This is a genomic window from Rothia sp. HMSC065C03 (genome assembly GCF_001837295.1).
GTDB lineage: Bacteria > Actinomycetota > Actinomycetes > Actinomycetales > Micrococcaceae > Rothia.
Genome location: NZ_KV832006.1, coordinates 532,485 through 558,012 on the forward strand (window position 1 = coordinate 532,485; position 25,528 = coordinate 558,012).

General features: G+C 57.4%; 18 protein-coding genes. All 18 read right to left on the reverse strand.

Annotation, left to right across the window (positions count from 1 at the left end):
• Positions 1-63 precede the first annotated feature (63 nt).
• Positions 64-3,387 carry a restriction endonuclease gene (locus HMPREF2605_RS07815; protein ID WP_083324867.1) on the reverse strand — a complete coding sequence of 1,108 codons (3,324 nt, stop codon included), beginning with the start codon at positions 3,385-3,387 and terminating at the stop codon, positions 64-66.
• Positions 3,388-3,573: 186 nt separating this feature from the next.
• Positions 3,574-5,397, reverse strand: coding sequence for a site-specific DNA-methyltransferase (locus HMPREF2605_RS07820; protein WP_141762291.1), 1,824 nt, complete (start codon positions 5,395-5,397; stop codon positions 3,574-3,576).
• Between the two features lie 29 nt (positions 5,398-5,426).
• Positions 5,427-5,615: a hypothetical protein gene (locus HMPREF2605_RS07825; RefSeq protein WP_070847789.1), complete on the reverse strand. Its 189-nt coding sequence runs from the start codon at positions 5,613-5,615 to the stop codon at positions 5,427-5,429.
• Positions 5,616-5,928: 313 nt separating this feature from the next.
• Positions 5,929-8,964, reverse strand: a complete 3,036-nt coding sequence (locus HMPREF2605_RS07830) for an SNF2-related protein (protein WP_070847792.1) — start codon at positions 8,962-8,964, stop codon at positions 5,929-5,931.
• A gap of 146 nt (positions 8,965-9,110) precedes the next feature.
• Positions 9,111-9,359 (reverse strand): hypothetical protein, encoded by a 249-nt coding sequence (locus tag HMPREF2605_RS07835; protein WP_049353268.1) that lies wholly within the window; start codon positions 9,357-9,359, stop codon positions 9,111-9,113.
• Between the two features lie 582 nt (positions 9,360-9,941).
• Complete coding sequence (locus HMPREF2605_RS07840) at positions 9,942-12,419, reverse strand: RelA/SpoT family protein (RefSeq protein ID WP_070615796.1); 2,478 nt, start codon at positions 12,417-12,419, stop codon at positions 9,942-9,944.
• A gap of 281 nt (positions 12,420-12,700) precedes the next feature.
• A complete protein-coding gene (gene secF, locus HMPREF2605_RS07845; protein ID WP_070847795.1) occupies positions 12,701-13,906 on the reverse strand; it encodes a protein translocase subunit SecF in 1,206 nt (401 codons plus the stop codon).
• Between the two features lie 2 nt (positions 13,907-13,908).
• Positions 13,909-15,600 carry a protein translocase subunit SecD gene (secD, locus tag HMPREF2605_RS07850; RefSeq protein WP_070847798.1) on the reverse strand — a complete coding sequence of 564 codons (1,692 nt, stop codon included), beginning with the start codon at positions 15,598-15,600 and terminating at the stop codon, positions 13,909-13,911.
• Between the two features lie 99 nt (positions 15,601-15,699).
• On the reverse strand, positions 15,700-16,059 hold the full coding sequence (yajC, locus tag HMPREF2605_RS07855; RefSeq protein WP_049345512.1) for a preprotein translocase subunit YajC: 360 nt from the start codon (positions 16,057-16,059) through the stop codon (positions 15,700-15,702).
• Positions 16,060-16,444: 385 nt separating this feature from the next.
• Positions 16,445-17,431 (reverse strand): Holliday junction branch migration DNA helicase RuvB, encoded by a 987-nt coding sequence (gene ruvB / locus HMPREF2605_RS07860; protein WP_210401050.1) that lies wholly within the window; start codon positions 17,429-17,431, stop codon positions 16,445-16,447.
• Between the two features lie 172 nt (positions 17,432-17,603).
• Complete coding sequence (ruvA, locus tag HMPREF2605_RS07865; protein ID WP_070847803.1) at positions 17,604-18,224, reverse strand: Holliday junction branch migration protein RuvA; 621 nt, start codon at positions 18,222-18,224, stop codon at positions 17,604-17,606.
• A gap of 217 nt (positions 18,225-18,441) precedes the next feature.
• The gene (gene ruvC, locus HMPREF2605_RS07870; protein WP_070848156.1) at positions 18,442-19,098 is read right to left on the reverse strand and encodes a crossover junction endodeoxyribonuclease RuvC; all 657 of its coding nucleotides are present in this window, start codon (positions 19,096-19,098) and stop codon (positions 18,442-18,444) included.
• Positions 19,099-19,414: 316 nt separating this feature from the next.
• A complete protein-coding gene (locus HMPREF2605_RS07875; protein ID WP_070738505.1) occupies positions 19,415-20,173 on the reverse strand; it encodes a YebC/PmpR family DNA-binding transcriptional regulator in 759 nt (252 codons plus the stop codon).
• A gap of 132 nt (positions 20,174-20,305) precedes the next feature.
• Positions 20,306-21,073 (reverse strand): type 1 glutamine amidotransferase, encoded by a 768-nt coding sequence (locus tag HMPREF2605_RS07880; RefSeq protein WP_070634015.1) that lies wholly within the window; start codon positions 21,071-21,073, stop codon positions 20,306-20,308.
• Positions 21,073-22,356, reverse strand: a complete 1,284-nt coding sequence (locus HMPREF2605_RS07885; protein WP_070634014.1) for a Mur ligase family protein — start codon at positions 22,354-22,356, stop codon at positions 21,073-21,075. The genes HMPREF2605_RS07880 and HMPREF2605_RS07885 overlap by 1 nt, the downstream gene beginning before the upstream one ends.
• A 133-nt stretch (positions 22,357-22,489) precedes the next feature.
• On the reverse strand, positions 22,490-23,692 hold the full coding sequence (locus HMPREF2605_RS07890; protein WP_070847807.1) for a hypothetical protein: 1,203 nt from the start codon (positions 23,690-23,692) through the stop codon (positions 22,490-22,492).
• Between the two features lie 484 nt (positions 23,693-24,176).
• A complete protein-coding gene (locus HMPREF2605_RS07895) occupies positions 24,177-24,752 on the reverse strand; it encodes an HIT family protein (RefSeq protein WP_070678257.1) in 576 nt (191 codons plus the stop codon).
• 87 nt (positions 24,753-24,839) lie between these two features.
• Positions 24,840-25,490 carry a hypothetical protein gene (locus HMPREF2605_RS07900; protein WP_070847810.1) on the reverse strand — a complete coding sequence of 217 codons (651 nt, stop codon included), beginning with the start codon at positions 25,488-25,490 and terminating at the stop codon, positions 24,840-24,842.
• Positions 25,491-25,528: the final 38 nt, after the last annotated feature.

Below are 25,528 nucleotides of genomic sequence, written 5' to 3' on the forward strand. Positions count from 1 at the left end.
GGCTTTTCGAAACACATGTGGCTTCTGGGCGGATTACTGCGGATTACAGCAGACTACCGGCGGCTACATGGGAATAGGCGAATCCTTGTGAGTCTTCACATCGTAGAAAACCTTCGGCAAGATTTTCAGGCTGGACCCGTTAGAGGAGTACTTCGCGCTAAGAATCAGTCGGTTGACTGCTTCGTAGTGCTTCTTACCTGCCTTAATCTTCTGGTTCTCACTGACACGACGTTCTGCCTCGTTGTGGGTGCTCTTTGTTTCCACAACGTAGAAGGTCTTCTTTCCGTCTTCGCCTTCAAAAACGTACGCCCAGTCGGGGTTGTACTTGCCGCGGGGCGTATCAATCTTGAAGTTCGGGGGGAGCTTCATAAAGAACTTGACGGCGGAGTTTGATTCAAGCTTCTGTGCGAACTGGCGTTCCACGTCTGAATCCAGCACCAGGTAGTCGTAGTCCGTCTTTTCGGGCTGTGCTACCTTGTAGAGTTTGTCCAGCGGGTAGTCGTTGCGGTCATTCTGCAGCTGGGCGAGGGCCTCTGAAGCGAGCATCAGAGGCATAGCGGCACCCTCAGTAAGGTAATCGCCACCACCGGTAACGTCATGCCAGAGATTATCTTGCTCCTCGTCCGGTTCAAGCTCTGCGCGGTACCGGGGGGCGGTCCCGGTTTTCTCCATGTAGGTTTCGTCGTCAACGATGCGCGGGCGGAAGACAGCGTTCGAGACAGCAACATCTTCGACAACGCTCTGCAGGATCCTACGCACGGTCACCATGTATTCACCGGGGTTCGCAATGAACTTATCCAGGGTTTCGGAGTTCTTGAGGATATCAACGATGGTCTTGCGAGAGAGATCGGTCGCTTTCTGTAGCTCTGCCACGATATCGGGCAGGGGATATGAATAATCAATCTTTTCCAATCGAGCCGAAGCATCTCCAAGGTTCGTTCCAGTCTTGATACCGGAACGATGTACATCAAGAGCAGACTCTTCAATACGAATCTGGACAGGTCGAATATGCTCAGTTGCCTCACAAATCAGCTCTACTGCTTTATTAGATAAAGTGTTTGAGTCAAGCAGGACGCGGTAGCCGGTGTCCACGGCGATGCGTTCCCAGAGCTCACTAAAGAGCTGACGAGGGAAGTCCGGGTTGAACTTGCGAGGCTCCCCGTTCCTGTTCTTCTCATTTTCGACAAATTTGGTGGTGTTCTGGTTGTCAACGAGAATCTGGATGATTTTGTCTTCGTAAGGTGCGTACTCTTCGGGCAATCTAAGGCTGAAGTCGACCTGGTTCGGGGTGAACGAGCGGGTCGGTTCACCGTCCTGCGTGAGCATTCCGTTCTTAACGAGGACATCAAAAATTTCACCAGACTGGGCAACGCCGAGGGTGTCAGTCGGAGAGACTTCGCCGTTCTGACGCGCGGCAATACCCGCAAAGTCGGTGCGGCGCACACGTCCAATACTTACGCCGGCCTCGCGGTATTCGCGCTGCAGGGAGTCAGCGAAGTCGCGGTAGGACTCGTTGGCGATGACGGTCAGGCGTGCGAGATTCGGGTCGGAAATTCGCGTGAGGGTTCCATTGTTGACGCTGACGGGCAGGCGCAGGCCGCGGCCGATGGTCTGGCGACGTTCGGTCACGGTGTTCATGGTGCGGAGCACGCAAATCTGGAAGATGTTGGGGTTGTCCCAGCCTTCACGGAGTGCAGAGTGGCTGAAGATGAAGCGTACGGGTTCCTCGTGGCTGAGCAGGCGTTCCTTGTCCTGCATAATGAGCTTGTAGGCGTCGTCGTCTTCCTTCCTTTCCTTCTTGTCGGTGGAGTCCACGTATTCGCCCTGGGTCTGGCCGCGCTTGGCTTTGAGCTGTGCGAAGTAAGCACTACGGGCGGTCAAGGGGTCATGCGAGCAGAAGTTACTGATTCCGGTCCTCTGCTCGAGGCGTTCGACTTCTTCAACGTAGATTTCGTCGAACCAGCGGGCGAAGTTGCCGTTGGCGTCAAGGTTATTGGTTCCGTCGCCCAGGTAGCTGTGCACGCTATAGATGAAGAAGAGCGAGAGAACCTTAACGCCTTCCTTCTGCAGTATGTATTCCTTCTTGAGATGCTGACGAATGGTTTCACGAATCATGGCACGGTGCACCTGGTCCATATTTTCATCGCCGAGGGATTCGTCACGACGGAGCAGGTTTTTACCTTCGATGGCGCTCAGTTCAACGAAGGCATTTTCTTCCCCGTACTCCACACTGATGTGGTTGACTGCGATATCGCCGTAGGCGTCGTTGTTGGCCTTGTGTGCCAGTGATTCGCCTTGCTTGAGGGCAATCTTTTTGCGGTCGATGCCACCCTGCTTAGTTATTGTGGCCAATTCTAGGATGGCTTTGAGGGGCCTCTTTGTCCGGTCAACAGAAATAAAACGAATGTAAGGGGTAGTAGTCATGCCATCGATGAGGACCTCAGCGACGGAAATCTTCTTCACAAGGTTCTGTTGCATGGCGTCTACCGGGTCGAGGCGGTAGACGAGGTTGCGGACCTTATCGTGGGTAGCGCTGTAGCGCAGGACAGCAAGGGGGTTAAGCTCTGAAATTGCGATGGTACTATTGTCGCTTTTCATGCGCTGCGGTTCGTCGAGGATGACGACGGGGCGGGTAGCACGAATGTAGTCGATGGGCGCCAGACCGTTGAGGCTATCGCGTTCCCGATAGATGATACGGTCATCTTTTTTGGTGGTGTTGAGTGCGCTGATAGTGGTGATGAGAACCTCGACACCGATACCGGTTGCGAAGGAGTAGACCTCTTCAGGAGTGTCGCCCCTGTAGAAGGTTTCGCGGAGGGACACACCGTGCTGCAGGTACAGGTTCTCAAAGTGCGAGCGCATGGAGTTGATGCTGGCCTTGACGCCTTCGCGAATCGCTACGGAGGGTACGACAATAACGAACTTGGTGAACCCGTAGTTCTTGGCAAGTTCGAGGATGCTACGCAGGTAGACGTAGGTTTTACCGGTGCCGGTTTCCATTTCGATGTCGTAGTGGGGTACACCATCTTCTACTATGAGCTCCGCACTATGCTCGAGGTAGTTGCTCTCCTGCACCTTAATGAGGTTGTTGAAAAGGGCTTCACGGTCAAGGTCGAGCTGGTTGTAGACGACGCCTGCGGCGCGGGCGGCGAAAAGGGTGTTCTCTTCAGCGGCAGCACCTGTGGGGATGATGTTGCGGCTGGTTCCGGTGTGTTTCATCTGCCCTTCGAAGAGCGCCACGGTGGAGTCAATGGCACGCATCTGGTGCTTCTGTGAGGGGTCGAAGACGAAGCCTTTACGCTGGGGTGCGGGGCTGGGGTTGGAAGGGCTTGCTGCGCCGCGGTATAAGGGGTTAGGTGTGGGGACCTGAGGGTCGGGGTGAGGCATGGCAGTGGTCTTTCGGACGGGGGTCTTTCGGAGTTTGTTTGCTATGAGTGTGGTCGCTGAAGTGGTTCAGGGGTTACGGGTTCTTAGAAGAACCACGGCGGCGGTGAATTGCGGTGTGTTTTCACCGCCGCCGGGTTGTTCTGCAGGGTCCGCGTGAGGAACCTATTCAGCTGTGTGCTGGTGCTTCTAGGCGAAGAGTACGTCTTCGCGGTTGATGCCGTGCTGCTTGGCGAGCTGCACCAGGTTCAGCTTGAGGCTGTCTACGTTGACGTAGTTGTTCTTGTTGGAGAGCGCGTCTTCAATCATGATTAGCTGGACCGGTTCGTAGCCGTAGATTTCGTGGAACTTGTTGATGGCCTTTTCCCAGTCTTCAAGGCTCGGGATGGTTGCAGGGTCTTCGGTGGGCAGGTGCGTGAAGGCTAGCGCACCAGATTCAACGGCAAAGAATTTCGTATAGCCGAAGGAGAAGGGGGTCAGTTCCACGTTCAGGGGGCAGCCGCTCTTGAGCAGGAGCTCAAAGAGAATATCGTAGGGGTCGGTGCCGGGTTTGATGCTCTCCCCCAGATCCTCGAAGAGCCGGTCCAGTTGCTCCACGTGGATGCTACTGTCTACCTTCCAGCTCTTGAAGCAGCTATCACCCAGGGTGAAGGCACGGAATCCGGTGTCGAGGGGGTTGTCCTCGGAGCGCTGAGCAATCTGCTCGGCGTACTTTTCATGGACATAGCTAGGAAGATTCCTGAGACGATGACGTACGACATCAGGAATAGTTCGGTCTCCCTGAGAGAACGCTTCGCTTGCCTGGTCCAGGTCTTCTCGGAGCTGCACCGCGATATAGCGGCGATTCTGCTGATCAACAATGTTTTGTTGAACAACAGCCTGAGCAATAGTTCCAGAACCAGCAAAGAAGTCCAGAATGATATCTTCACCAGAGGTGCAGAAAGACATCAAATACTGGATAAGAGCAGTCGGCTTAGGGTAGCTGAAAGGATTCTTATATCCAAGAATTTCAGCTATCTCATTAGAAGCGCTCTTAGTAGTACCAACTATATTTGACTCAAGGATAGTTGAGGGAGAAAATACAGACCGTTCTTTTCGGTAACGCAGAAGACCCTTTTTATTAAAGAAGAATTCGACTACCCGCTGCCCCTTAGTGTCAAAAGTATCTTCACCCTGCATCCACTGTTGAATCTGGCTCTTCATAGCCCACCCCGCAGATACGGTTACATCTTCGGTAAGCCGACCGTTTTCAAAACGCATAACACCATCAATTGTCATGGTCTCATTCGTACCGATAGTACCCGTAAATTCTGCATTATTACCCTCGAACCTCATACCCGCTTTTAGCGTAAGCGATGATTCAGGGTTACTGCGAGAGATTTTTTTAATTGCGCGGTCTTCAATAAAATCATTTTCGGAAGAAAAGACTTTAAACTGTTTCAGTGAGCTGCGGTTCTTCGCGTAAACAAGAATATATTCATGCCCAGTACGTACCATTCCAGCAGTCGCACCTGAACGAGGCCAAATAAATGAAACCGGGTTTTCATTCAGAGAATTATGCTGCCCAAAAATCTCATTACAAATAGCCCGAAGATTATCGACTTCGTAATCATCAATAGAGATAAAAATCAGTCCGTCTTCAGTTAGCAACTCGCGTGCCAACACCAGGCGCGGGTACATCATGCTCAACCAATTCGAGTGATACGCGCCCGAGTTTGAGGTATTCATTTCAAAAGCCGTACCCGCCTTCAGCGCACCCTCAGCATCACGAGCGCCAGTTTCAAACTCGTGCTCACGCACAGTCTGCGCAAAACGATCAGAATACACAAAATCCTTACCCGTGTTATACGGCGGATCAATGTACACCATCTTCACCTTGCCACGGTACGCCGTGCGCAAAGCCTTCAGAGTCTCCAGGTTCTCGCCCTCAATAAACACATTGCGGGTCGATCCCCAATCCACAGAATCCGAAATCTGCGGGTGAATAGCAGCAGACGTCGGCAACTGTGCCACACGCTGAGCCTCACGCTTACCCGGCCAAGTCAAACCAAACTTCTCAGCCCCCCCCCCCCCGCCAGATTCTCATCACCCAGAAGGTTCTGCAGAGCCTCCACATTCAGCTTGCCATCGGCAAAAACTTCCGGAGCCGAAACCTGCAACTGCTCCCACAGATTCGCCCTCATATCCGGAGAAGACAACGGCACACTGCCGAATTCAGAAACTTCACTCATCGTTGATAAGCCTTCCATCACATATGCCTCAAACCATAAAAACACGGCACCTACTCGCTGCCGCCCAGTCTCAACATTGACTAGCCGACTACCACAGGAACAGCTCTATCCCCATGCCAGAGCCCTAAAACTCCTCGATTCAGCACACTACCAAGATAAGCCAACACAAAGATTTAGGTTTGGGACATACCGTCTAAAATGTACCCTTCTAGTTTCCGACATAACCGCCACGCTGTCCAACGAAACCGTCAAAAAAAGGCGACCCGGCATGGTCACCCACACCGAGCCGCCTTCCAGCCCGCAAAGAGCCTACTTACTGCTCAACACGCCAACGAATCGTGAACAGGTCCTGAACCGAACTCGTCGCGTCCTTAGACTTCTTCATGCGATCCAGGGTGTCCTCCATGTACACATCAAGATCGGCAAGCCTCTGCTGCATCCTACGCTCCACTTCACTTACCTGCTTATTCAGCTTTCGAGCCTCCACACGCATCTGCATACGCTTCGACAGGTCAGCCTCACGCCTAGATGCAACAGCCAGCTGACGTTCCTTCTTCAGCAGCTCCAGCTTCTCTGCTTCAGCCTCCGCACGAATATCCTGCGCACGAGCATCCTGAATCTGCCACAAATCCTCCAAGAAACGGCCATTACGCTCATTCACCTCAGCAGCCAGGCGTTCCATCTGCTCCTGAATCTGAGCCTCCATACGATCCGCAAACATCAACCCCGCAACCGGGCTCTCACTCACGCAACGCAAAGACATCAGATCATTCACATCATCAGTCGTCAGCGGCTTACCCGAATCAGTGAAACCGCCAGCCACCAGATACGACTCCTGAACCAGCTGACCCTCAACAGATGCCGTATAGGTCGCCTCACGCAGACTCAACTCACCCGAGGTACCCACCAACGACTGCGCGTACTTCGAAGGACGCTCCGAAGCCGACACCGAGAACACCAGCTCACGCTGCGGAGTCTCATGATTCAACGCCGAATCCACCACAAAACGACCCAGCGGCGAATCAAAACGATACTGGCGAGTGTGATTATCCGAATCCTCCTTGAGCGCATACGTGCCAGGGACAATATCGCCGTTCTCAGCATCATCATGAGCAGGCACTTCACGCAGAACAAAACGACGTGAATCATCCGCAAAATCAGCCAAGTCAGCCAGCTCGTGCTTCGTCACTTCCATCAGCAGACGCTCAAAAACACCCAACAGCTCACGCGAACCCTCATCATAATGCTTGAGCTTATCCTGAACATTCGCGTCCAGGTTCTCAAACACCTTAGAGCTCGTCTCACGCATACCCTCAGCGATCAGTTCAGCATTCTCTTCCTCAAGCTCACGGAATGCCTCCTCAATCTCCTCAGCCGTCTTAGCGTTCGCAAAAATAGCACCAATCTTCCTATCAAAATCAGCACCATAGGCAATAGCACCAAGAATCTCATTACTTGCGCCAAAAACACCCGTGAAAATCTGGAACTTATCAGTCAACAGAGACAGCACGCGCGATTCCGCCACATTCTCAGTGTTCAAGAAGTTAATCACCAAAACATCATGCTTCTGGCCATAACGATGAACACGACCAATACGCTGCTCCACACGCTGCGGGTTCCACGGCAAATCATAATTCACCAACAAGGAACAGAACTGCAGGTTAATACCCTCACCCGCAGCCTCCGTCGCAATCATAATGCGAGCCGAATTACGGAACTTATCAACCAGAGCCTTACGCGTATCAGCGGCCTGAACACCAGTCACAAGGTCACTACCCTCATGCTCCTTCAACCACTCACGGTAAATCTTGCGCTGCTCCTTCGAGGCATTCGAACCATTGAACAGCACCAGCTCATCACCATAACCAGCCGTAGTCAGAACCTGCTTCAAGTAATCCTGAGTGCGGGTCGACTCCGTAAAAATAATGGCCTTCTCCGGAGCACCAATAGCACGCATACTCTCGAAGCCGCGCTCCAACGCCTCCAGCAACTTGTAAGCCTTCGCATTCTCCCTAATAGACGCCGCAAACTTCGCCACACGCGACAATTCTGCAGACTCCTTACGAAGCTCCTCCATCTCATGCTCCGTCAGAACGCGGTCCGAGAAGCTATCCGAATCATCCGACAGCTTCAACAGCCACTCATCATCCGAAGGGCCCCTATCCACATCAGGCGTAGTACACACAAAACTGGTGCTAGTAGGACCAGTAGCGGTGGAATCGGTACCGGCAGAGTCGGTACCAAGAACCTCAGCGCCATCAGCATCAGCCCCAACAGCCGCAAACGAACGAGAAGCCGCAGCAACCTCCTTCTCCGTCAAAACATCAGCCGAAGCAATACTCTGCAAACGCTTAGCCATAGAATCAAGAGTCGTCGCTGCCGCAAACGTCGAAGAACCCAAACGCTTAAACAGCTGGATAGTCATCAGACTACGCGCCGGCGACATACGCATAAACGTAGAGTTATGAACAAACGACTGCACCATCTCATACAGCTGCTTCTCCTGCTCCGTCGGCTCAAACTTAAACGTCTCAGTACCACGGTTCGTGTAACGCACGTACAGGTTCACGTCCTGACGCAGATGACGCTTCAACAGCATATTCAAACGCTCACGCAAATCTTCCATTGCCTCTTCGTAAGACAACTCATCAGATACGTTAGTGTAGCGAGCACGGAACGCCTTCAAGCTATCAAAGAACCCAGGATCAATCACAGACACCAAGCCGTACAGCTCCTCCAGCTTATTGTGCAAAGGAGTAGCCGTCAGCAGAAGAACCTTCTGCGCTGACTTAGCAACCTTAGAAGCCGCCAAAGCAGTCTTCGGCTGCTTCTTACCCGGCAAGTAGAAATTCCTCAGGTAGTGGGCTTCATCCAGCACCATCAGATTCCACGGCAACGAAGCCAGACGCTTCTCAAAGCTCTTCATGAACTGGTACGAGCAGACCAAGACAGACGGCTCACCCTGACGAGCCTCATCAATCACAGTCTTTGCATTCTTAGAATCAACCAGAGTCGCAGGAATCATGAACTTATCCCACAGCTCCTGCTTCCACTGCTGACGCAACGACGCCGGCGCCACAATCAAAATATTGCGGCGACGCTCAGACCAGAACTGAGTAATCACAATGCCAGCCTCAATGGTCTTACCCAGACCCACCTCATCAGCGAGGATAGCGCCCTTCATATGGGGAGACTGCAAAGCAAAAAGAGCAGCATCAATCTGATGCGGCTTAGGCTCAACCTGCGCATCAAACAGCAGGCTAGTTAGTTTACCCAGCTCATTATCGGCATAGCTACGGCGCAACTCATGCGCATAAAACTTAGCCTGATAATCGTTAATGGTCGTCACAACAGTACCTTTCGGATCGCCAGAAGCGGATAGAAAAAACGGATAGAAAACAGAAAATATACGAAGCCTACAGCCCCATAAAGAAAGAAAAACAAACGCTAGACTCAGCTCTGAATCTAGAAGGGTCAGGTTCAAACAGTCAGGGTTCAAACAGCCAAAGTATAGGTATCCCGGAGAGCCTCCTCAGCCTCATCCAAAGCGTAACCGCTCTGACACAAAGCCGCACAAGAATCACAGAAACGAATCTGAGCCAAAGCCTCACGCTCCGTCAGCTCAGGAAGCCGGTCCATCAGAAACTCACCGTTCTCAGTGAAGAAATCGTCAATATTTGAGGCGTCCTGCCCTGCGTAGAACTCGCGAAAATCATCACCGGTGTAGTAACCGCTCAGGTCCATGAGTATCTCTCCTTCGGCTCACTCAAATAACAGACCCCATGGAGCTATGCCCTTGCTCCATACACTCAAAATATATGGAACCCCTGACAAGATAAGCGTGAGAACACAGCTATTGCGATAAATTTTGCAACTATTACGGGAATACTTATTACCGTCTACACGCTCTACGCTCTGACTACCACCAAGCTGATTACTTCCCCGGCTAGTTGATTTCCCCCTAAGAGTGCGTCCTTAGAGGGTTATGCTCGTGACTCAAGAAATTTAGGAAACCGGACGTATAAGAATTGACCATACATAAACCTTTTCGTGTATGTGGCGGCAGCCCTTGCCGCTACACCCATTATGCCTAAGAGGAGAAAAACGCGTACGCCGGTTCGTCATCGCCGAGCCACTGGTTGTTTCGATAGGTTAGTGCCTTCGCCGTGGGTCTTTAACCCGTAGTGAAGACACTAACCTATCGAAAGTTCCCCCGACCCCTCCCCTATAAACGGCGAGAAGCCACATGTGTTTCGAGAAGCCACCAAAGAAGTGGCTTTTCGAAACACATGTGGCTTCTCAGCGTAAGTCAGCGAATGAAAGAGCCTACGCCTCCGAGGGTTTCGCGCCGGTCAGGCGGTACGCCTTGTACACGCCCGTCACGTTACGGACCACATTCAGCACGTGCTCCAGCATGAAGCGGTCACCCAGCTCCAGGGCGAAGCGGTCCACCACGGTACGATCCTCCGAAGTGTGCACGCGCGCATCCAGAATGTTCACGCCCGACTCAGAAATCGCACGAATCAGGTCGCTCAGCAGGCCCTTACGGTCCAGCGCCTCCACCTGAATCTGCACACGGTACGTAGCGGTCGGCGAAGACGCCCACTCGACCGTCGTCACGCGCGGCTCCTCGTCAGCGTTACGCATGTTCGGGCAGTCACGGCGATGCACCGAAATGCCGTTATAGCGGGTCACAATGCCGATAATGTCATCCGGCGGGACCGGGGTGCAGCAGCGCGCAATCTTCGTCAGCACGCCCTCAGCACCCGGCACAATCACGCCGTTATCGCCAATCGCCTTGCGGGTCGACTTCAGCAGCGTCTCGTCAAAGTCGCTGACCTCAACCTCGGGTGCCGGCTCGTCGCCGCGGTGCACCTCAACGAGGGTGTCAATGACCTGCTTCGGCGCGATCTCGTGCTCACCAATCGCACGGTACAGCGACGCCACATCATTCTTGTGCAGCAGCTGAGCCACCTGAGTCATTATCTCCGGGCTCATCATCTTCTGCAACGGCAACTCACTGTTACGCATGCTCTTAGTGAGCATTTCGCGGCCGGCGAGCAGCGCCTCCAGGCGGCGTTCCTTCGCGAAATACTGGCGGATCTTCGTGCGAGCGCGTGAGGAGCGAACGAACTTCAGCCAGTCCTCGCTGGGTCCGGCGTCTTCGTTCTTCGTGGTCATGATCTCCACGGTCGCGCCGGTGGGCAGGACCGTGTGCAGCGGCACGAGGCGGCCGTTGACCTTCGCGCCGACGGTACGGTCGCCGACCTCACTGTGGATGGCGTAGGCGAAGTCCACGGGGGTGGAGCCGTTGGGCAGGGCGATTGCCTCACCGTTGGGGGTGAGTACGACGATTTCGTCGGTGTCGAGGGTGTCAGCGAGCGACTCGTAGAACTTCTCCGACTCCGGGTTGGAGTTCGAAATCTCGGCAATAGACTGCAGGATGCCGACGTTCATCATCGCCGAGGTCTGGGTGCCCGGCTCCTTCGGGTCCTTCGCGGGCGCGCCGCCACGAGCCGCGACCTTCTCGCCGCGCGATGCCGCCTTGTAGCGCCAGTGCGCCGCCACGCCATACTCAGCCTCTTCGTGCATCTTGTAGGTGCGGATCTGAATCTCAAGCGGCAGGTTGCCCGGACCGTACACGGTCAGGTGCAGCGACTGGTAGTTGTTGTTCTTCGGGTTCTTAATGTAGTCCTTGAAACGGCCAGTCATCGACGGCCACAGGGACAGCACGTGGCCGAGCACGGTGTAGCATTCCGCCTCTTCCTCAACCATGATGCGCACGGCGAGGATGTCGTTAATCTCGTCGAAGCTGCGGCCCTTCGTCTTCATCTTCTGATGAATCGAGTAGTAGTGCTTCGGGCGGCCCGTCACGGTCGCGTCGATGCCCACCTCTTTCAGGCGGTCCGTAATCTTGGTGCGCGCCTCATTCAGGAACTTTTCGAGCGCGGGGGTGCGTTCGCCGACCATGCGCACCATTTCGGCGTAAATTTCCGGGCTCATGGCGGCGAAGGACAGGTCCTCCAGCTCCCACTTGATCGTGTTCAGGCCCAGGCGATGCGCGAGCGGCGCGTAAATTTTCAGGGTCTCTTCTGCCTTCTTCGCGGCAGAAGCCTGCGGCACAAAACGCCAGGTGCGGGCGTTGTGCAGGCGGTCGGCAAGCTTGATGAGCAGCACGCGGATGTCCTTGCTCATGGACAGCACGAGCTTGCGGATCGTCTCAATGGAGGCGTTCTCGCCGTAGGTCATCTTGTCCAGCTTGGTCACGCCGTCGACCAGGTAGGCGACCTCCTCACCGAACTCTTCGGTGAGCTGCTCCATCGTGTAGTCGGTGTCTTCCACGGTGTCGTGCAGCAGGCCGGCGGCGAGCACGGGGCCGGTCGCGCCCATCTCCGCAAGAATCGCGGTCACGGCGACCGGGTGGGTGATGTACGGGTCGCCACTCTTACGCTTCTGACCCTCGTGGCAGCGGTTCGCCACCTCGTAGGCGCGCTGCAGCACCTGGATGTCCTCATCCGGGTGGTAGCGGCGTACGGCACGCACGACCGGCGCAATCATCGGGGAGAAACGGATGGTACCGCCGTGCGAATCGGACGCCTCCATCTTGCTGCTGCGGCCACCAAAAACGAGGCGGTTAGGCACACGCCCGCTAGCAGCCATGACACGGTGCGAGCCGCGCTTCCTCTTCGCATCAGACGAATCAGTTTCAGGCAGAGGAATCGGGCCAGCGGGCCGAACCGCGGGCTTCTCGGCGGTCCCTGCAGGGTTCTCAGCGTTGGTGTTCACGGCAGGTTCTGCACTCATTCCAGGCTCCTTCGGACTCAAGATAATCAGCCGCACACTCAGGTTCCTCATCGTTGAGGGCTATACCGGCCAAACCAGCCATCAGCAGGCTCAAACGCGAGCGCACAGTATCTTCACTTCTTATCCTACCCAGCGGTCTGGAACGCGCCAAACTATGCGACGTTTTAACACACCAGAGCGCGTTGTTTAGGAAATAATCGGGCACGCTAAAGGGGAGCCGACACCTTTCGGTATCGACTCCCCTATCGTTAGTAACGCCAGTAGCGCTGGCGGAACGTTGGCTAACCGTTCAGGTTCACGCGGTGAATCTCAATGGTTGCGCGTGCCGGCTTCTTAGCGGGCTTCTCAGCTGCCTCCTCGGCATCTGCGGAATCCTTGGACTCATCAGCAGACTTGCTGGACTTCTTAGCTTTCTCAGCCTTAGCAGCCTCGGCGGGCTCCTCCGAACCCTCCGAGTCCTCAGCCTCGTCAGCGTCCTCAGCCTTAGCATCCTTGAAGTTGCCGCTCTCCACCTTCGCGGTGTGCTCACGAATATGAGCCTCACCCAAACGCAGCGAAGCATACAGCGGCGCAGACACGAACAGCGTACCGAACATGCCCACCAGAATACCCACGAACAGCGACAGGGACAGGTCCTGCAGAGTACCCGCACCCAGGATGAACGCACCAATGAACAGGATCGCGCCCACCGGCAGAACACCCACAATAGCGGTGTTAATCGAACGGACCAGGGTCTGGTTCACCGCCAGGTTAATCTGCTCGGCAAAGGTCGTGTCGCGGCGCTCAAGCACGCCATCCGTGTTCTCGCGGATCTTATCGAACACCACCACCGAGTCGTACAGCGAGTAGCTCAGAATCGTCAAGAAACCAATAATTGCACTCGGAGTAATCTCGAAGCCAAACGCGGCGTACAGGCCAACCGTCACCACCACGGTGAAGAACAGACCCGCAATAGACGCCAGCGACATCTTCCAGGTACGGAAGTAGAACGCCATACCAATCAGCGCCAGCACCACAAACGCGACCAGACCCCAGAACGCCTGACGGGTCACATCCGCGCCCCAGGTCGGGCCCACAAACGAGGAGGTCACGTCATTCTCAGAGACGCCGTACGCCTCCTGCAGAGCCGCCTTCACTTGCAGAGTCTCATCATCGCTGAGCTTGCTCATCTGGGCACGAATCGTACCCGGCGCAATATTAGTCACGCGAACATCGGAGGCGTCCTTCGCCTTCTCGTGAATAACGCGCTCACCCGTAGCAGTATCAACGTGCGCAGTCTTCGAGACCACGAACTCCGAACCGCCACGGAAATCAATACCCAGGTTGAAGCCGCCACTCACCGACGGAATCAGAACCGACACCGCCATCAGCAGCGCAGCCAACGCCAGCCACAGGCGGCGCTTACCCACGAAGGGGTACGAGCGGGCGCCCGAATGCAGGTCATTACCGAAGCGGGCAAAAGCATTAGGTTTCACATCGGTAGCCATGCTTAGCTCTCCTTCTTCTCATCAGAAGCAGACTCGTCAGCCTCAGCGGCGGCACGCTCTGCACGGCGACGCTCAGCAATGCTCAGCTGCTTCTCCTCCGGGGTGCGGAGGCGACCGGCACCACGGTACAGCGGCGTAGCGCCCAGCGACTCAGGCGACAAGCCCGAGTGGCGGTGACCCTCACCGAAGTAGCGGGTATTCGCCAGCAGAGTCAGCATCGGGTGGGTGAACAGGTACACGACCACAAGGTCAGCAATCGCAGTCAAACCAAGGGTGAACGCAAAACCCTTCACCGAACCAACCGACACCACGTACAGCACCACAGCAGCCAGCAGGTTCACAGCCTTCGACGCCAAAATAGTGCGGGATGCACGCTGCCAACCGTGGTTCACCGCCGACGGGATCGTGCGGCCCGCACGGATCTCATCACGGATACGCTCAAAGTAGACGATGAACGAGTCAGCCGTAGCACCAATCGCCACAATCAGACCCGCCACACCAGCCAGGGACAGGCGGTAGTTCAACGCCCAACCCAGCAACGCAATCGCCTCATACGAGATGATGCCCGCAACAATCAGCGACGCAATCGTCACAAAGCCCAGCAGACGGTACTGGAACAGCGAGTACACAAACACCAGCAGCAGACCAATCAGGCCGGTCAGCAGACCCACACGCAGCTGCTCCGAACCCAGGGTCGCAGAAATCTGCTGCTCCGACTGGATCGTGAAGCTAATCGGCAGGGCACCGTACTTGAGCTGATCGGCGAGAGCCTTCGCCTCCTGCTCAGTGAAGTTACCGGTAATCTGCGGCTTACCGTCAGAAATCACTGCCTGCGACACCGGGGAGGACAGCACCTTGCCGTCCAGCAGAATCGCGAAGCGGGCACGCGGATCATTTGCGTTCTGCGCACGAATCGCGTTCAGGCGAGAAGTAATGTTCTGGAACTTCTCACGAGCAGCATCGTTGAACTGAATGTTCACAGCCCAACGGCCCGTAGTCACGCCCTGACCGCTCGTCTCCTGCGAGTGGCTTGCGGTAGAAATATCGCTACCGCTCAGCTCCACAGGACCAAGAATGTACTTCTCCTGACCATCAGTGGAACACGCCACCATCGGCTTAGTCGGGTCCGCACTATCGGCGTCCTCATTGCGTGCCGCGGTGCAGTCCTTCGCCTCGTACTGCTTGTACAGGTCCGCAGTAATCCAGTTACGGTCAGAGCCGTCAGTCGGCTCCGCAGACGGCTTGGGCAGCTTATCTTCCGCAGTGCGGGCATCCTCAGCCACCGCAGTACCGGCACCAGAAAGCAGCACCGGGCGGAACGTCATATTTGCAGACGCCTGAATCAGCTGACGAGTCTCAGCGCTAATCGTTCCGGGAACCGAAACAACCACGTTATTACCCGAGCCGAAGGAGGTGGTAACCTCCGCTTCCGAAACGCCGGCACCATCAACGCGCTGACGAATAATCTCAACCGCCTGGTTCAACTGCTCCTGGGAGACGTTCTCATCCGAAGAGCCATTGACCTTCGGAGAAAGAATCATCTGAGTACCACCCGAAAGGTCCAGGGCGAGCTTCGGCGCCCACGAACCTCCCGAATAGGTGCTACCGAAAATACCGGCAGCCATAACAACCATGAGCAGGACCATCGAGAGGAGCGCCCCTCGCGCGGCTGCAAGCGGTGAACGCTTAGCCATAATGTTCCTTCTTCGTGTGAATAGAATTGAGTGTTCTACAGATTCCGTAACGCGAAAACCCGACGCCGCTCATGGGGCGCCGGGCTCATACGCGCTGAATTACTTAGCAGTATCAGAAGAGGTATCGGAAGCGGGAGCTTCGGATGCGGTAGCCTCGTACACGTCCTCGGTCAGGGGTGCCGCGGGGGCTTCCTCCTCAACGACAGTCATAATCGCGTTCAGTGCCAGGGTGATAACAACACCGTCCGCAATCTGAAGCTGCAGCTTGTTGTTCTCAAGGTCAGTGCTGACAACGGTGCCGTAGATGCCGGAACCAGTCATCACCTGGGTGCCGGGGACGAGAGACTGCTGCATTGCGCGCAGTTCCTCCATCTGCTTACGCTGACGCTTCTGTGCAGAGAACATCATCCATGCCAGCAGCGCCATCATGGCAATCATAATCAGGAGGTTAAAATCCATGGTCTCACTTTCACATCCGCACCCGTGCCGCTCACCGCGAGGGTTGAGCGTACCAGAAGGTGTGGAATCGTAGATACAGTACGTATCCATCCTACGCGAGAGCATGAGCTTTAGCGCCCCGAACCAGCGTTTTTGTGAGGTTAACCTGAGTTTTGGACTCTCTCGGCGTAATTTTATGTCGCTGGTAAAGACCAGCAGAGCCCGGCAGAGCCCAATGGAACCCGACAGCGCCTGCAGAACCGGTAGAAAAGTTGCCGCGCCTGCAGAAGAACTACCGCCCCTGCAGAAGAGATACCGGGGGCACAGAGAAGCCCGCAGGAGGCGGATACCTCCCACGGGCTACTACAGTGTTATCAGCTGATACGGGGCTAGAGCTGATGCGGATCTAGAGCTGAATCTCCGGGGCTTCCAAGCCGAGGTGCTCCCACGCCGCGGGCAGAGCCACACGACCGCGCGGGGTACGACCAATCAGGCCCTCACGCACCAGGTACGGTTCGGCAACCGTCTCCACGGTCTCCGTCTCTTCACCCACCGCAATGGCGAGGGTGGACAGACCCACCGGGCCGCCGCCGAACTTGTGAATCAGCGCCTCCAGCACGGCGCGGTCCAGGCGGTCCAGGCCGCGCGAATCCACCTCGTACATATCCAGCGCAGTTGCAGCATCGGCCGCATTGATGCGGTCCACGCCGTTCACCAGCGCCCAGTCACGCACACGACGCAGCAGACGGTTCGCAATACGCGGCGTGCCGCGGGAACGACCGGCAATCTCCGTGAAACCCTCGGAAGTAATCTGCATATCCATCAGACCCGCGCTGCGGCGCAGCACCAGCTCCAGCTCCTCCACCGAGTAGAACTCCAAGTGACCGGTAAAGCCGAAGCGGTCACGCAGAGGGCCGGGCAGCAGACCCGCACGAGTCGTCGCACCCACCAGAGTGAACTGCGGCAGCTCCAGCGGAATGGAAGTCGCACCCGCGCCCTTACCGACGACAATATCCACACGGAAATCTTCCATCGCCATGTAGAGCATTTCTTCAGCAGGGCGGCTCATACGGTGAATCTCATCCAGGAACAAAACCTCACCGGGAGTCAGCGAAGACAGAATCGCCGCCAAATCACCCGAATGCTGAATCGCCGGGCCGGAGGTGATGCGCAACGGCGCCTCCATCTCTGCCGCAATAATCATTGCAAGAGTGGTCTTACCCAGACCGGGAGGGCCCGACAGCAGCATATGGTCGGCGCTACGGCCACGCATCTTCGAAGCCTCCAGCACCAGGGACAGCTGTTGACGCACACGGCGCTGCCCCACAAAGTCATCCAGGGACTTAGGGCGCAGTGCCGCCTCAATCATCTTTTCTTCAGGCTCTTCTTCCATCGCCACAAGGCGCTGGGCGGGAGCTGAAGACGCCTGAGTGCCGGGCACCTGACCGGGAAAATACCCGCCGGAAACCAGGGACGCCGCGGGCTGCGGCTCATAGGGATTCTGGCTCATAGAATTCTTCTTTCACAAAAGTTTGAGTGGGATACGTCTGACAGGGGCGCGCCGTCTAGTGGCGGCCCACCGTGTTCTGAGTACCCAAGGAGGCGAGCACACCGCGCAGAGCCACACCCACCGGCTCGGTCTCTGCGGCAGGGTTGTGCTTCACGTAGGCATCAATGGCGGCGGAAGCGTCCTTCTCGCTCCAGCCCAGGGAGGTGAGGGCGTCAAGCACCTGCGGCTTCCAAACAATACCCTGGCTCAGCGGCAGCTCATCGGTCTGACCATCACTGAGAATCAGCTTGCCGGCAAGCTCCAGCACAATACGGCGGGCACCCTTCGGGCCAATACCGGGAACCTTCGTGAACGCCTTATCGTCACCGGTCGCCACGGCGCGCTCCACCTCAGCGGCAGTGTGAACGCTCAACACCGCCAGCGCAATACGCGGACCAATACCGGAAACCGAAAGCATCATATCGAACACTTCACGCTCGGCAGGCTCCGAAAAACCGTAGAGAGTCATCGACTCTTCACGCACAATCATGGTGGTCAGCACGGTAGCTTCCTCACCGGTGCGCAACTTGGAGAGAGTACGCGCAGTGGCGTACACGAGCATGCCGAAACCGTTCACGTTAATCACCGCATGATCAAGGCCCACCTGAGCCACACGACCGGTCAGGGATGCAATCATTTCTCTCCACCTTTCAACACCGCGCCCAGGAATGAGGCTCGCGGCAGTGTGAGGGCACCGGAAACTCCGGCACCCACAGAACGCACTCCCCCAGTTCAACGGGGAGACACTACAAGTATATTAGAATATTTCTTCTGAAATCAAGCATATATTCGAACTTCTTAGCGAATACATGCGAGCCAGCAGAAGGCGGTACACAGGCCAACGACGGCACCACCTAGCGGCGAGCGCGCGCCTCCGCCTCCATCCAGGCACGCTGCGCCGGAGTCAACGACCCTCCACGGCGAGCCTGCACCGGGCGTGAACCCTGGTGAGTCTGCGTCTGAGCCGCCATGTTGATACCCGAACCGATACCGCCGCCACGCCAGCCGTGACAGATCGCAATCGCCAGGGCATCAGCAGCATCGGCGGGCTTCGGCATGGAATCCAGCCCCAAAATGCGGGTCACCATGCGACCCACCGACGCCTTATCGGCGCGGCCGCTACCGGTCACCGCCGCCTTCACCTCCGAAGGGGTATGGAAGAACACCGGCACGCCGCGCATTGCCGCCGCAGAAATCACCGCGCCCGAAGCGTGCGCCGTACCAATCACCGTGTTCACCTGCTCCTGAGCGAAGATACGCTCAATCGCCAGGGCATCCGGCTTGTAGGTATCGAGCCAGTGGGAGGCAGCGTTGAAAATCCAGAGAATACGCTGGTCCAAGGACTCCGCCGGGATCGTGCCGGCAACACCCACGTTCACGAAGTGCGCCTTACGGTCGGCGGTCATATCGAGCATGGAGAAGCCGCAGCGGGTCAGACCCGGGTCAACACCCATGATGCGGGTTGCACCCGGCACACGTTCCACGGCAGTGGCGGCATGGTTCTCACGCATGCTATCGCGTGCGGCAGGTTGAGCGGCGGCCATCATCTCCCCTTTCGACAAACTCCCTCTAGAATATCTAGATTCTAGCCCTTCAGAATCCTAGCACCCGGCACCGGGGCGTGCCACGAGAACAGTCCCCACAAGCGCGGTCACCGCGTGAACAGTCACCGCGCGCCCCGCGAAAAGTACCCAGCGCCTCCCCAAAATAGCCCCAGACGCTAAGAAGCCACTCCCCCAACCAGCCAGCCACCGTGCGGCGGCTCGGTCAAAGGAGCGGCTTCTTCAAGCATCAGATATCAGAATCCGAGTGATTACTCAGCTGTGATTACTCAGCTTCCAGCTCTGCCATAACCTCGTCAGAGACGTTAGCGTTCGAGTAGACGTTCTGAACGTCGTCGAGCTCTTCAATAGCGTCTGCCAGCTTCAGGAACTTCTTAGCGCCGTCAGCGTCCAGGTCAACCTGCATGGTCGGGCGGAAGACCGGGTCATCGTTGTTGTACTGCAGGCCAGCCTCGTCCAGAGCCTTACGGATCTCGGGCAGGTCGGTTGCTGCGGAAACAACGGTGAATACGTCGCCCTCGTCCAGAACCTCTTCAGCGCCTGCGTCCAGGACAGCCATCAGAACGTCATCCTCGGTCAGACCGTCAGTCTTGGTGACCTCAGCAACGCCCTTACGCTCGAACAGGAACGCAACCGAACCCTGGTCAGCCATGGTGCCGCCATTACGGGTCACAGCCAGGCGAACCTCAGACGCTGCACGGTTACGGTTATCGGTCAGACACTCAATGTACAGAGCGGTACCCTGCGGGCCGCGTGCTTCGTACATGATTTCGGTGTAGTCAATGGTCTCACCGGTCAGGCCAGCGCCACGCTTGATTGCGCGGTCAATGTTGTCGTTAGGAACGGAGTTCTTCTTCGCCTTCGACACAGCCAGGTCAAGAGCGGGGTTACCAGCAATATCAGCGCCGCCCATACGTGCTGCAACTTCAATTGCCTTAATGAACTTCGCGAAAGCCTTCGCGCGCTTAGCGTCGATAGCAGCCTTCTTGTGCTTAGTAGTCGCCCATTTAGAGTGACCGGACATTCGTATCTCCCTTAGTCAAAACCTCCGTGCGGGCACGGCGAAACGTCCCACGCACCGTACTGTACTCACATAACTATACCGTAGCGGAGGCGCACACCACCTCAGAAAGTGCACGCCACCGCCAGGAATAGGCTAGCGGGGGCGGGACGCAGCCGAAGCGCGCGCCTTCTCCACCAGCGAGTCGTCAATCGTGTTCGGCGTGAACTCGCCAAAGCGACGAATTGCGGCCTGCTCAATCAGGTAGTCCGCAATCTTCGGGTTCTTCGGCAGCAGCGAACCGTGCAGGTAGGTGCCAATCACGTTGTGCACGCGCGCACCCTCATGCGAGTCGGTCACGTTGTTGCCCTCACCCTTAGTGACGGTAGCCAGCGGGGTGCAGCCGGAACCCAGGTAAGTCAGGCCCGAGTGGTTTTCAAAACCAATCACGGTGCCGAACTCCTCAGACTCCTCAACAATGTTGCCGATCAGTCGGTCATCGCCGCCGACCGTGTGCGCATCAAAAATGCCGATACCCTTCAGCACCTCACCCTCACGGGTGCGGAATTCCTTGCCGAACAGCTGGTACAGGCCACAAATGACGAGCATCGGCACGCCAGCCTCAGCCAGCGAGCGCAGCGTGTCACCGTTCGCGTGCAGGTCATCCTGAATCACGGACTGACCCGAGTCCTGGCCGCCGCCACCCAGAATGATGTCAACATCTTCCGGGAAAGGCTGACCGGGGTTGTGGTCCAGAATCTGCACGTCAAAGCCGTGCGCCTGCGCGCGACGAGCCAACGCCAGAGTGTTACCCCAGTCGCCGTAAATGTTCATGTCGAGCGGGTACAGCTGCAGAATACGCAGAGTCTTACCGTTATTGGGGCCGGAGGCGGGGGTGCCCTCAAAAGTGTGAGTTGCCGTCATTAGGAGACCCTCTCAACGTCAGTGATCTTTGCGAGCTCTTCACGCAGAGCCAGCATTGCGGTGTAGGTGCAGAAAATACGCATGGGCGCGTTACCGCTGGAGGCGATGAAGCCCTTGAGCGCATCGGCGAGGTTCTCGTTAACATCGTCAACCTTCACGCCGTCATGCTCCAGACGCAGCGCCATATCCCAGGCACGCACACCCGAAACCATCTGCACGCCGGTCTTCTTCAAGCTGTCGAAGTCAACATCCCACAGCCAGGACACGTCACGACCGTCAGCGTACTGGTCGTTGATCGTAATCATGGTGGCGTAGTCGTCAGCGTTCGCGCTCGCCAGGGACAGGCGGAAACCGCTCGGGTTCTTCACCAGCAGCAGCTGCAGCGGGCGGCCGTTCACGTTCAGGGTCTCACCGCGACCGAAGGCGGGGGTAATCTTCGCCAGCTCGGCGATGAGCTTATCTTCGTTGAGCTTCTCGCCCATGACGGCGCGGGTCAGCGCCATAGCGCCTGCCGCGTTGAAGATGTTGTAAATACCGTAGAGGTTGATCTCGCCGACTCGCTCCACACCCGCCAGGTCGAACGTAGCGGAGGTGCCGGAGAACGCGGTCAGGGTGACGTCAGCTTCGGGCAGGGTTGCCTTCGCGACAGTGCCGCCGCGCATCTCATCATCCGAAGGGAAGTAGGAGCGCAGGGACTCATCCAGACCGTAGTACTTGACGGTCACGCCAGGCTGCACGTTCTCAGCGAGGGAGCGGATGCGCGGGTCCTCACGGTTGAGCACCACGGTACCGGTCGTTGCGGAGGCGACGGTCGCCAGCATGCGGCGGGTCGTGTCAATCTCACCGAAACGGTCCAGCTGGTCACGCAGAACGTTCAGCAGCAGAGCGTAATCGGGCTTGACGGCCTTGACGAAGTGCACGGCGTGCGCCTCATCCAGCTCAAGCACAGCAATATCAGCGTCAAGCTTGCCGCCGAGGGTCATCTCGCCCAGCAGTGCCGCGGCGACACCGCGCACAAAGTTCGAACCGGTGCGGTTAGTGAAAACCTTCAGACCCTGAGCTTCAAGCAGCTGCACAGCCATCTTCGTGGTGGTGGTCTTACCGTTCGTGCCGGAGACAACAACCACGCCGTAGGGCAGCTTCGCGAGCTCTTCAGCGACGAAGTCGGGGTGCAATTTTTCCATGACAAGGCCGGGGAAGGCGGAGCCGCCGCCGCGAAGCTTAGTCGCGGCGCGTACGCCCTGGCCGAGAAGACGAATGAGGGGTTTGGACATGCTTACCATTTTAGTACACGCACGCCAACGGCTGAATGGTCCGCCGGGCTCGTTCGCTCATGCCGGAAGGGGCGGAGGGGGTTGGTGCGCCCGGGGCTTGGTGCGGTGGTACAGGCGCCGGGAGTTTGGAGTGGCGGAGGTTTTAGAACAGCGAACCCTGCACCCTCACCCGCGTGAACTCCTGCGCCGGCTCCACCAGCACATTCCGCCACGCGGCAGTATTCACCAGGAACGCCGCGTCAGCATCGCCGGTGTGGGCGCTCAAAAACTGACCCGCCGCACCCGTGCAGAAGAAGCCAGCCGACCCGCTCTCCAGACCGGATTCACACGGTGCCAGCGGTTCGGGGGACTGTGCACGCAACGCCGCATAGGGGCGGTTCATGGCGAGCGACGGAATCCACGGCTCATCCAGGGCGGTGAGCAGTACCTCCGGCTCGGTGCGCGCCAGCTCAGCGAGCGCGGTACGGGCGCGGGCGACCGCCTCCTGATGGGCAACACGAAGCTGCGCACCGGGCAGCGGGTTCGTCCAGGCGCGATACTTGCTCGCCACCTGCTTGACCTGCGGAATCTTCGCGAGGGCGGTCACGGCGTCCTCAGCGCGGCGAATGGCTAGGCCGTCGGGTGCGAGCGCAACGTAGGTGGCGGTGGCGACCGCCTGCTCATCCAGGCGGCGCGGGGTCGAATGCAGTGAGCTGGTGCCGACCTTGTGCGTGCCGTCGGGGAAGGTCGCGATGTAGAGGCGATGCTCCAGCATGGCGTAGGCGCGCATGGATTCGGTGAGCGTTCCGGGGTACAGGTGCGCGCTGTGCAGGGCGGTAAATTCGTCGCGGGCGGTGCAGCGCGGGCACTGCTGACCACGCTGGATGCGGGTGCCTTCGGGGCAGGGTACGCGGCGGATTCCCGCGGATTCGGGGGCGGCGTCATTGCTCGTGCCGGTGGTGTATCCGGCGCAGTAGCGGTAGAGTTCCCCCTCGCTATCGCGCGGAATACGCAGCCCCAGGTAGGCGCCGGGGGTCAACGGAATCTGGATGCGAACCCCGCTCGGAACGCCACGCTGCGCGGGGCTGCTTTCCCGGTTAGGGGCGCTCTCCCCCGTCATATGGGGTGCCCCTACCACTTGAGATGCCCGGTTATGAACTCCTTCAGCAACCCCGCCGGGCACGACCGGTTCCACCTCAATGAGCGGGCGGCGGTTGGACCAGCGAATCTGCCTCCAGATGAGTAGCTGCGGCGCGCCTGCAGATTCACAGGCGGCGACGTCATTACCGGCACCGGCACCATTACCGGCGGTGGGCGCAGCGCTAAACTCGTCGAAAGCAGTCTCAAGCAGGTTGGGGTAGTCCATAGCATTCCACTCTAGCGGGTCTGGCGGGTTCTTTCTCGAGGGGTGCGGTGCATCCGGGTATCACCTCTTCGGCGGCGCATCCTGGCGCAACATCCCCGAGGGGCAAAAGCAGCGCCCTCGAAATGCAAAAAGAGGCCAGCGTCCTTCACGCTGATCCGCACCCCCGCAGTGTTGCCGTGCGTTCACGCACGACGGGGTGGGTTCTCAGCTGAGGCGCTGACCTCTGTGGTTGAGGCAGGGCGCTCACCCTGCCAAGCCCGAAAGCGATCGGTGACCGCTATTTTTCGGTGAGCTATGCGGTGTTCATGGAAGCCGGAAGCTTCCCCGCAGCGTCGCTGCATTTAAAACTTTGCCATACATAGCAGACGTAACATCATTCAAATGAGCGTTAAACGCCTAATCTGCGCATTTATGAAGCAAGTTTTTTCTGTACTGGCCGGCAAATTAAAGTAGTGAGCGCAGATTTTCAAACTCACCAAGCTGTCTAGCCGAGGCGAGCAAACCCCTCCGCAATAGCCACACGCATATCATCCAGCGTGCGTGACATGGTCTTGGTGTGAGCGATAATCGGCAGGAAATTCGTATCCCCACTCCAGCGCGGCAGAATGTGCTGATGCAGGTGATCAGCAATGCCCGCGCCGCCCACCTTGCCCTGATTAATGCCAATGTTGAAGCCGTCATTATGCGACACCTCGCGCAGAACCTTCATAGCGAGCTGGGTCAGCTGCGCAATCTCCATGGTTTCTGCCTCGGTCGCATCGTCATAGAACGGGATGTGGCGGTACGGGCAGACCAGCAGGTGACCGGGGTTGTACGGGTAGAGGTTGAGAATCACGAAGGCATGCTCGCCGCGGTGCACAATCAGCGACTCTTCGTCACTGCGGCTGGGCGCGGTGCAGAAGGGGCAGGTCTTCTCGGTGTAGTCCTTCTGGCCACCGCTCACGTAGGCGGTGCGGTGAGGGGTCCACAGGCGCTGGAACTGGTCCGGTGCGCTGGGTAGCTCGAAGGAATCCTGCACCGAGGCTGCGGTGCCATGCTCGGGGGTCGTGTTCTCGCTCATAGTCCCATTCTATAGCCCGCACGCGGCAACGGGAACGCCCCGTCCGTCATGCGTGTCAGATATGAGATAACTCCCCCGGCAGCGCGCTTAGCTGTGCTGCTTTTCCAGGCGAATGATGCGGGTGGCACCCTCATAGGTCATGGGGAAGCTCAGCACGCCGTCCTTCATGACGAATTCCTTGGTTTCCTTATCGGAGGCGTACGGCGCGTGGCTCAGCTTCGCATGGTCCACGTGCGAAATGTAGCTGAAGTTGCCGGTCTTCGCCTCGAAAGCACCAACCCAGAAGGGAGTCGCCAGCTCTTCGTGGTTCAGGTGGTAGGTGACCTCGATAATGCCGTCGTGAATGACGGCGTCCATGTAGTTCTCAAGGTTGGTAGAGTCCTGCTGAACCCAGGTGCCGTCCATGATTTTCTGCGAGCGCGCAACGGCTGCCGAGGAAGGCATGGGCGCCGCGGTGTATGCGGCAGGCTCCTGGTTGCTCGTGTTGTCCGGCGCGGGGGTCTCAGTGGGCTGGGTCGCGGTCGGGTGAATCGACGGGTCCTGCGAGACGCCAGCCGCCGCCTTAATTCCGGTGCTGTCGTCGCCGGGGGCGGAAACGGCGCTAGGTTCGGCGGTTGCAAAAGCAGCCTGGTCAACAACAGCGGATGCGGAGGCGTTATTCGGTGCGGATGCGCACGCGGTGAGGGAGAGCGCGCTGACGAGTAGAGCGAGCGCGCCCAGAGTGGACTTAGGTACCACGAACGTGTCCTAACAGAGTATGTGTTTGAGTGAGTTTG

What these genes read in the sequence shown, in the direction of transcription:
- HMPREF2605_RS07815 (WP_083324867.1), bottom strand. Translation starts at nt 3,387, where the DNA reads ATGCCTCACCCCGACCCTCAGGTCCCCACACCTAACCCCTTATACCGC.
- HMPREF2605_RS07825 (WP_070847789.1), bottom strand. Translation starts at nt 5,615, where the DNA reads ATGAGTGAAGTTTCTGAATTCGGCAGTGTGCCGTTGTCTTCTCCGGAT.
- HMPREF2605_RS07835 (WP_049353268.1), bottom strand. Translation starts at nt 9,359, where the DNA reads ATGGACCTGAGCGGTTACTACACCGGTGATGATTTTCGCGAGTTCTAC.
- HMPREF2605_RS07840 (WP_070615796.1), bottom strand. Translation starts at nt 12,419, where the DNA reads ATGAGTGCAGAACCTGCCGTGAACACCAACGCTGAGAACCCTGCAGGG.
- secF (WP_070847795.1), bottom strand. Translation starts at nt 13,906, where the DNA reads ATGGCTACCGATGTGAAACCTAATGCTTTTGCCCGCTTCGGTAATGAC.
- secD (WP_070847798.1), bottom strand. Translation starts at nt 15,600, where the DNA reads ATGGCTAAGCGTTCACCGCTTGCAGCCGCGCGAGGGGCGCTCCTCTCG.
- yajC (WP_049345512.1), bottom strand. Translation starts at nt 16,059, where the DNA reads ATGGATTTTAACCTCCTGATTATGATTGCCATGATGGCGCTGCTGGCA.
- ruvB (WP_210401050.1), bottom strand. Translation starts at nt 17,431, where the DNA reads ATGGAAGAAGAGCCTGAAGAAAAGATGATTGAGGCGGCACTGCGCCCT.
- ruvA (WP_070847803.1), bottom strand. Translation starts at nt 18,224, where the DNA reads ATGATTGCATCCCTGACCGGTCGTGTGGCTCAGGTGGGCCTTGATCAT.
- ruvC (WP_070848156.1), bottom strand. Translation starts at nt 19,098, where the DNA reads ATGCGTGAGAACCATGCCGCCACTGCCGTGGAACGTGTGCCGGGTGCA.
- HMPREF2605_RS07875 (WP_070738505.1), bottom strand. Translation starts at nt 20,173, where the DNA reads ATGTCCGGTCACTCTAAATGGGCGACTACTAAGCACAAGAAGGCTGCT.
- HMPREF2605_RS07880 (WP_070634015.1), bottom strand. Translation starts at nt 21,073, where the DNA reads ATGACGGCAACTCACACTTTTGAGGGCACCCCCGCCTCCGGCCCCAAT.
- HMPREF2605_RS07885 (WP_070634014.1), bottom strand. Translation starts at nt 22,356, where the DNA reads ATGGTAAGCATGTCCAAACCCCTCATTCGTCTTCTCGGCCAGGGCGTA.
- HMPREF2605_RS07890 (WP_070847807.1), bottom strand. Translation starts at nt 23,692, where the DNA reads ATGGACTACCCCAACCTGCTTGAGACTGCTTTCGACGAGTTTAGCGCT.
- HMPREF2605_RS07895 (WP_070678257.1), bottom strand. Translation starts at nt 24,752, where the DNA reads ATGAGCGAGAACACGACCCCCGAGCATGGCACCGCAGCCTCGGTGCAG.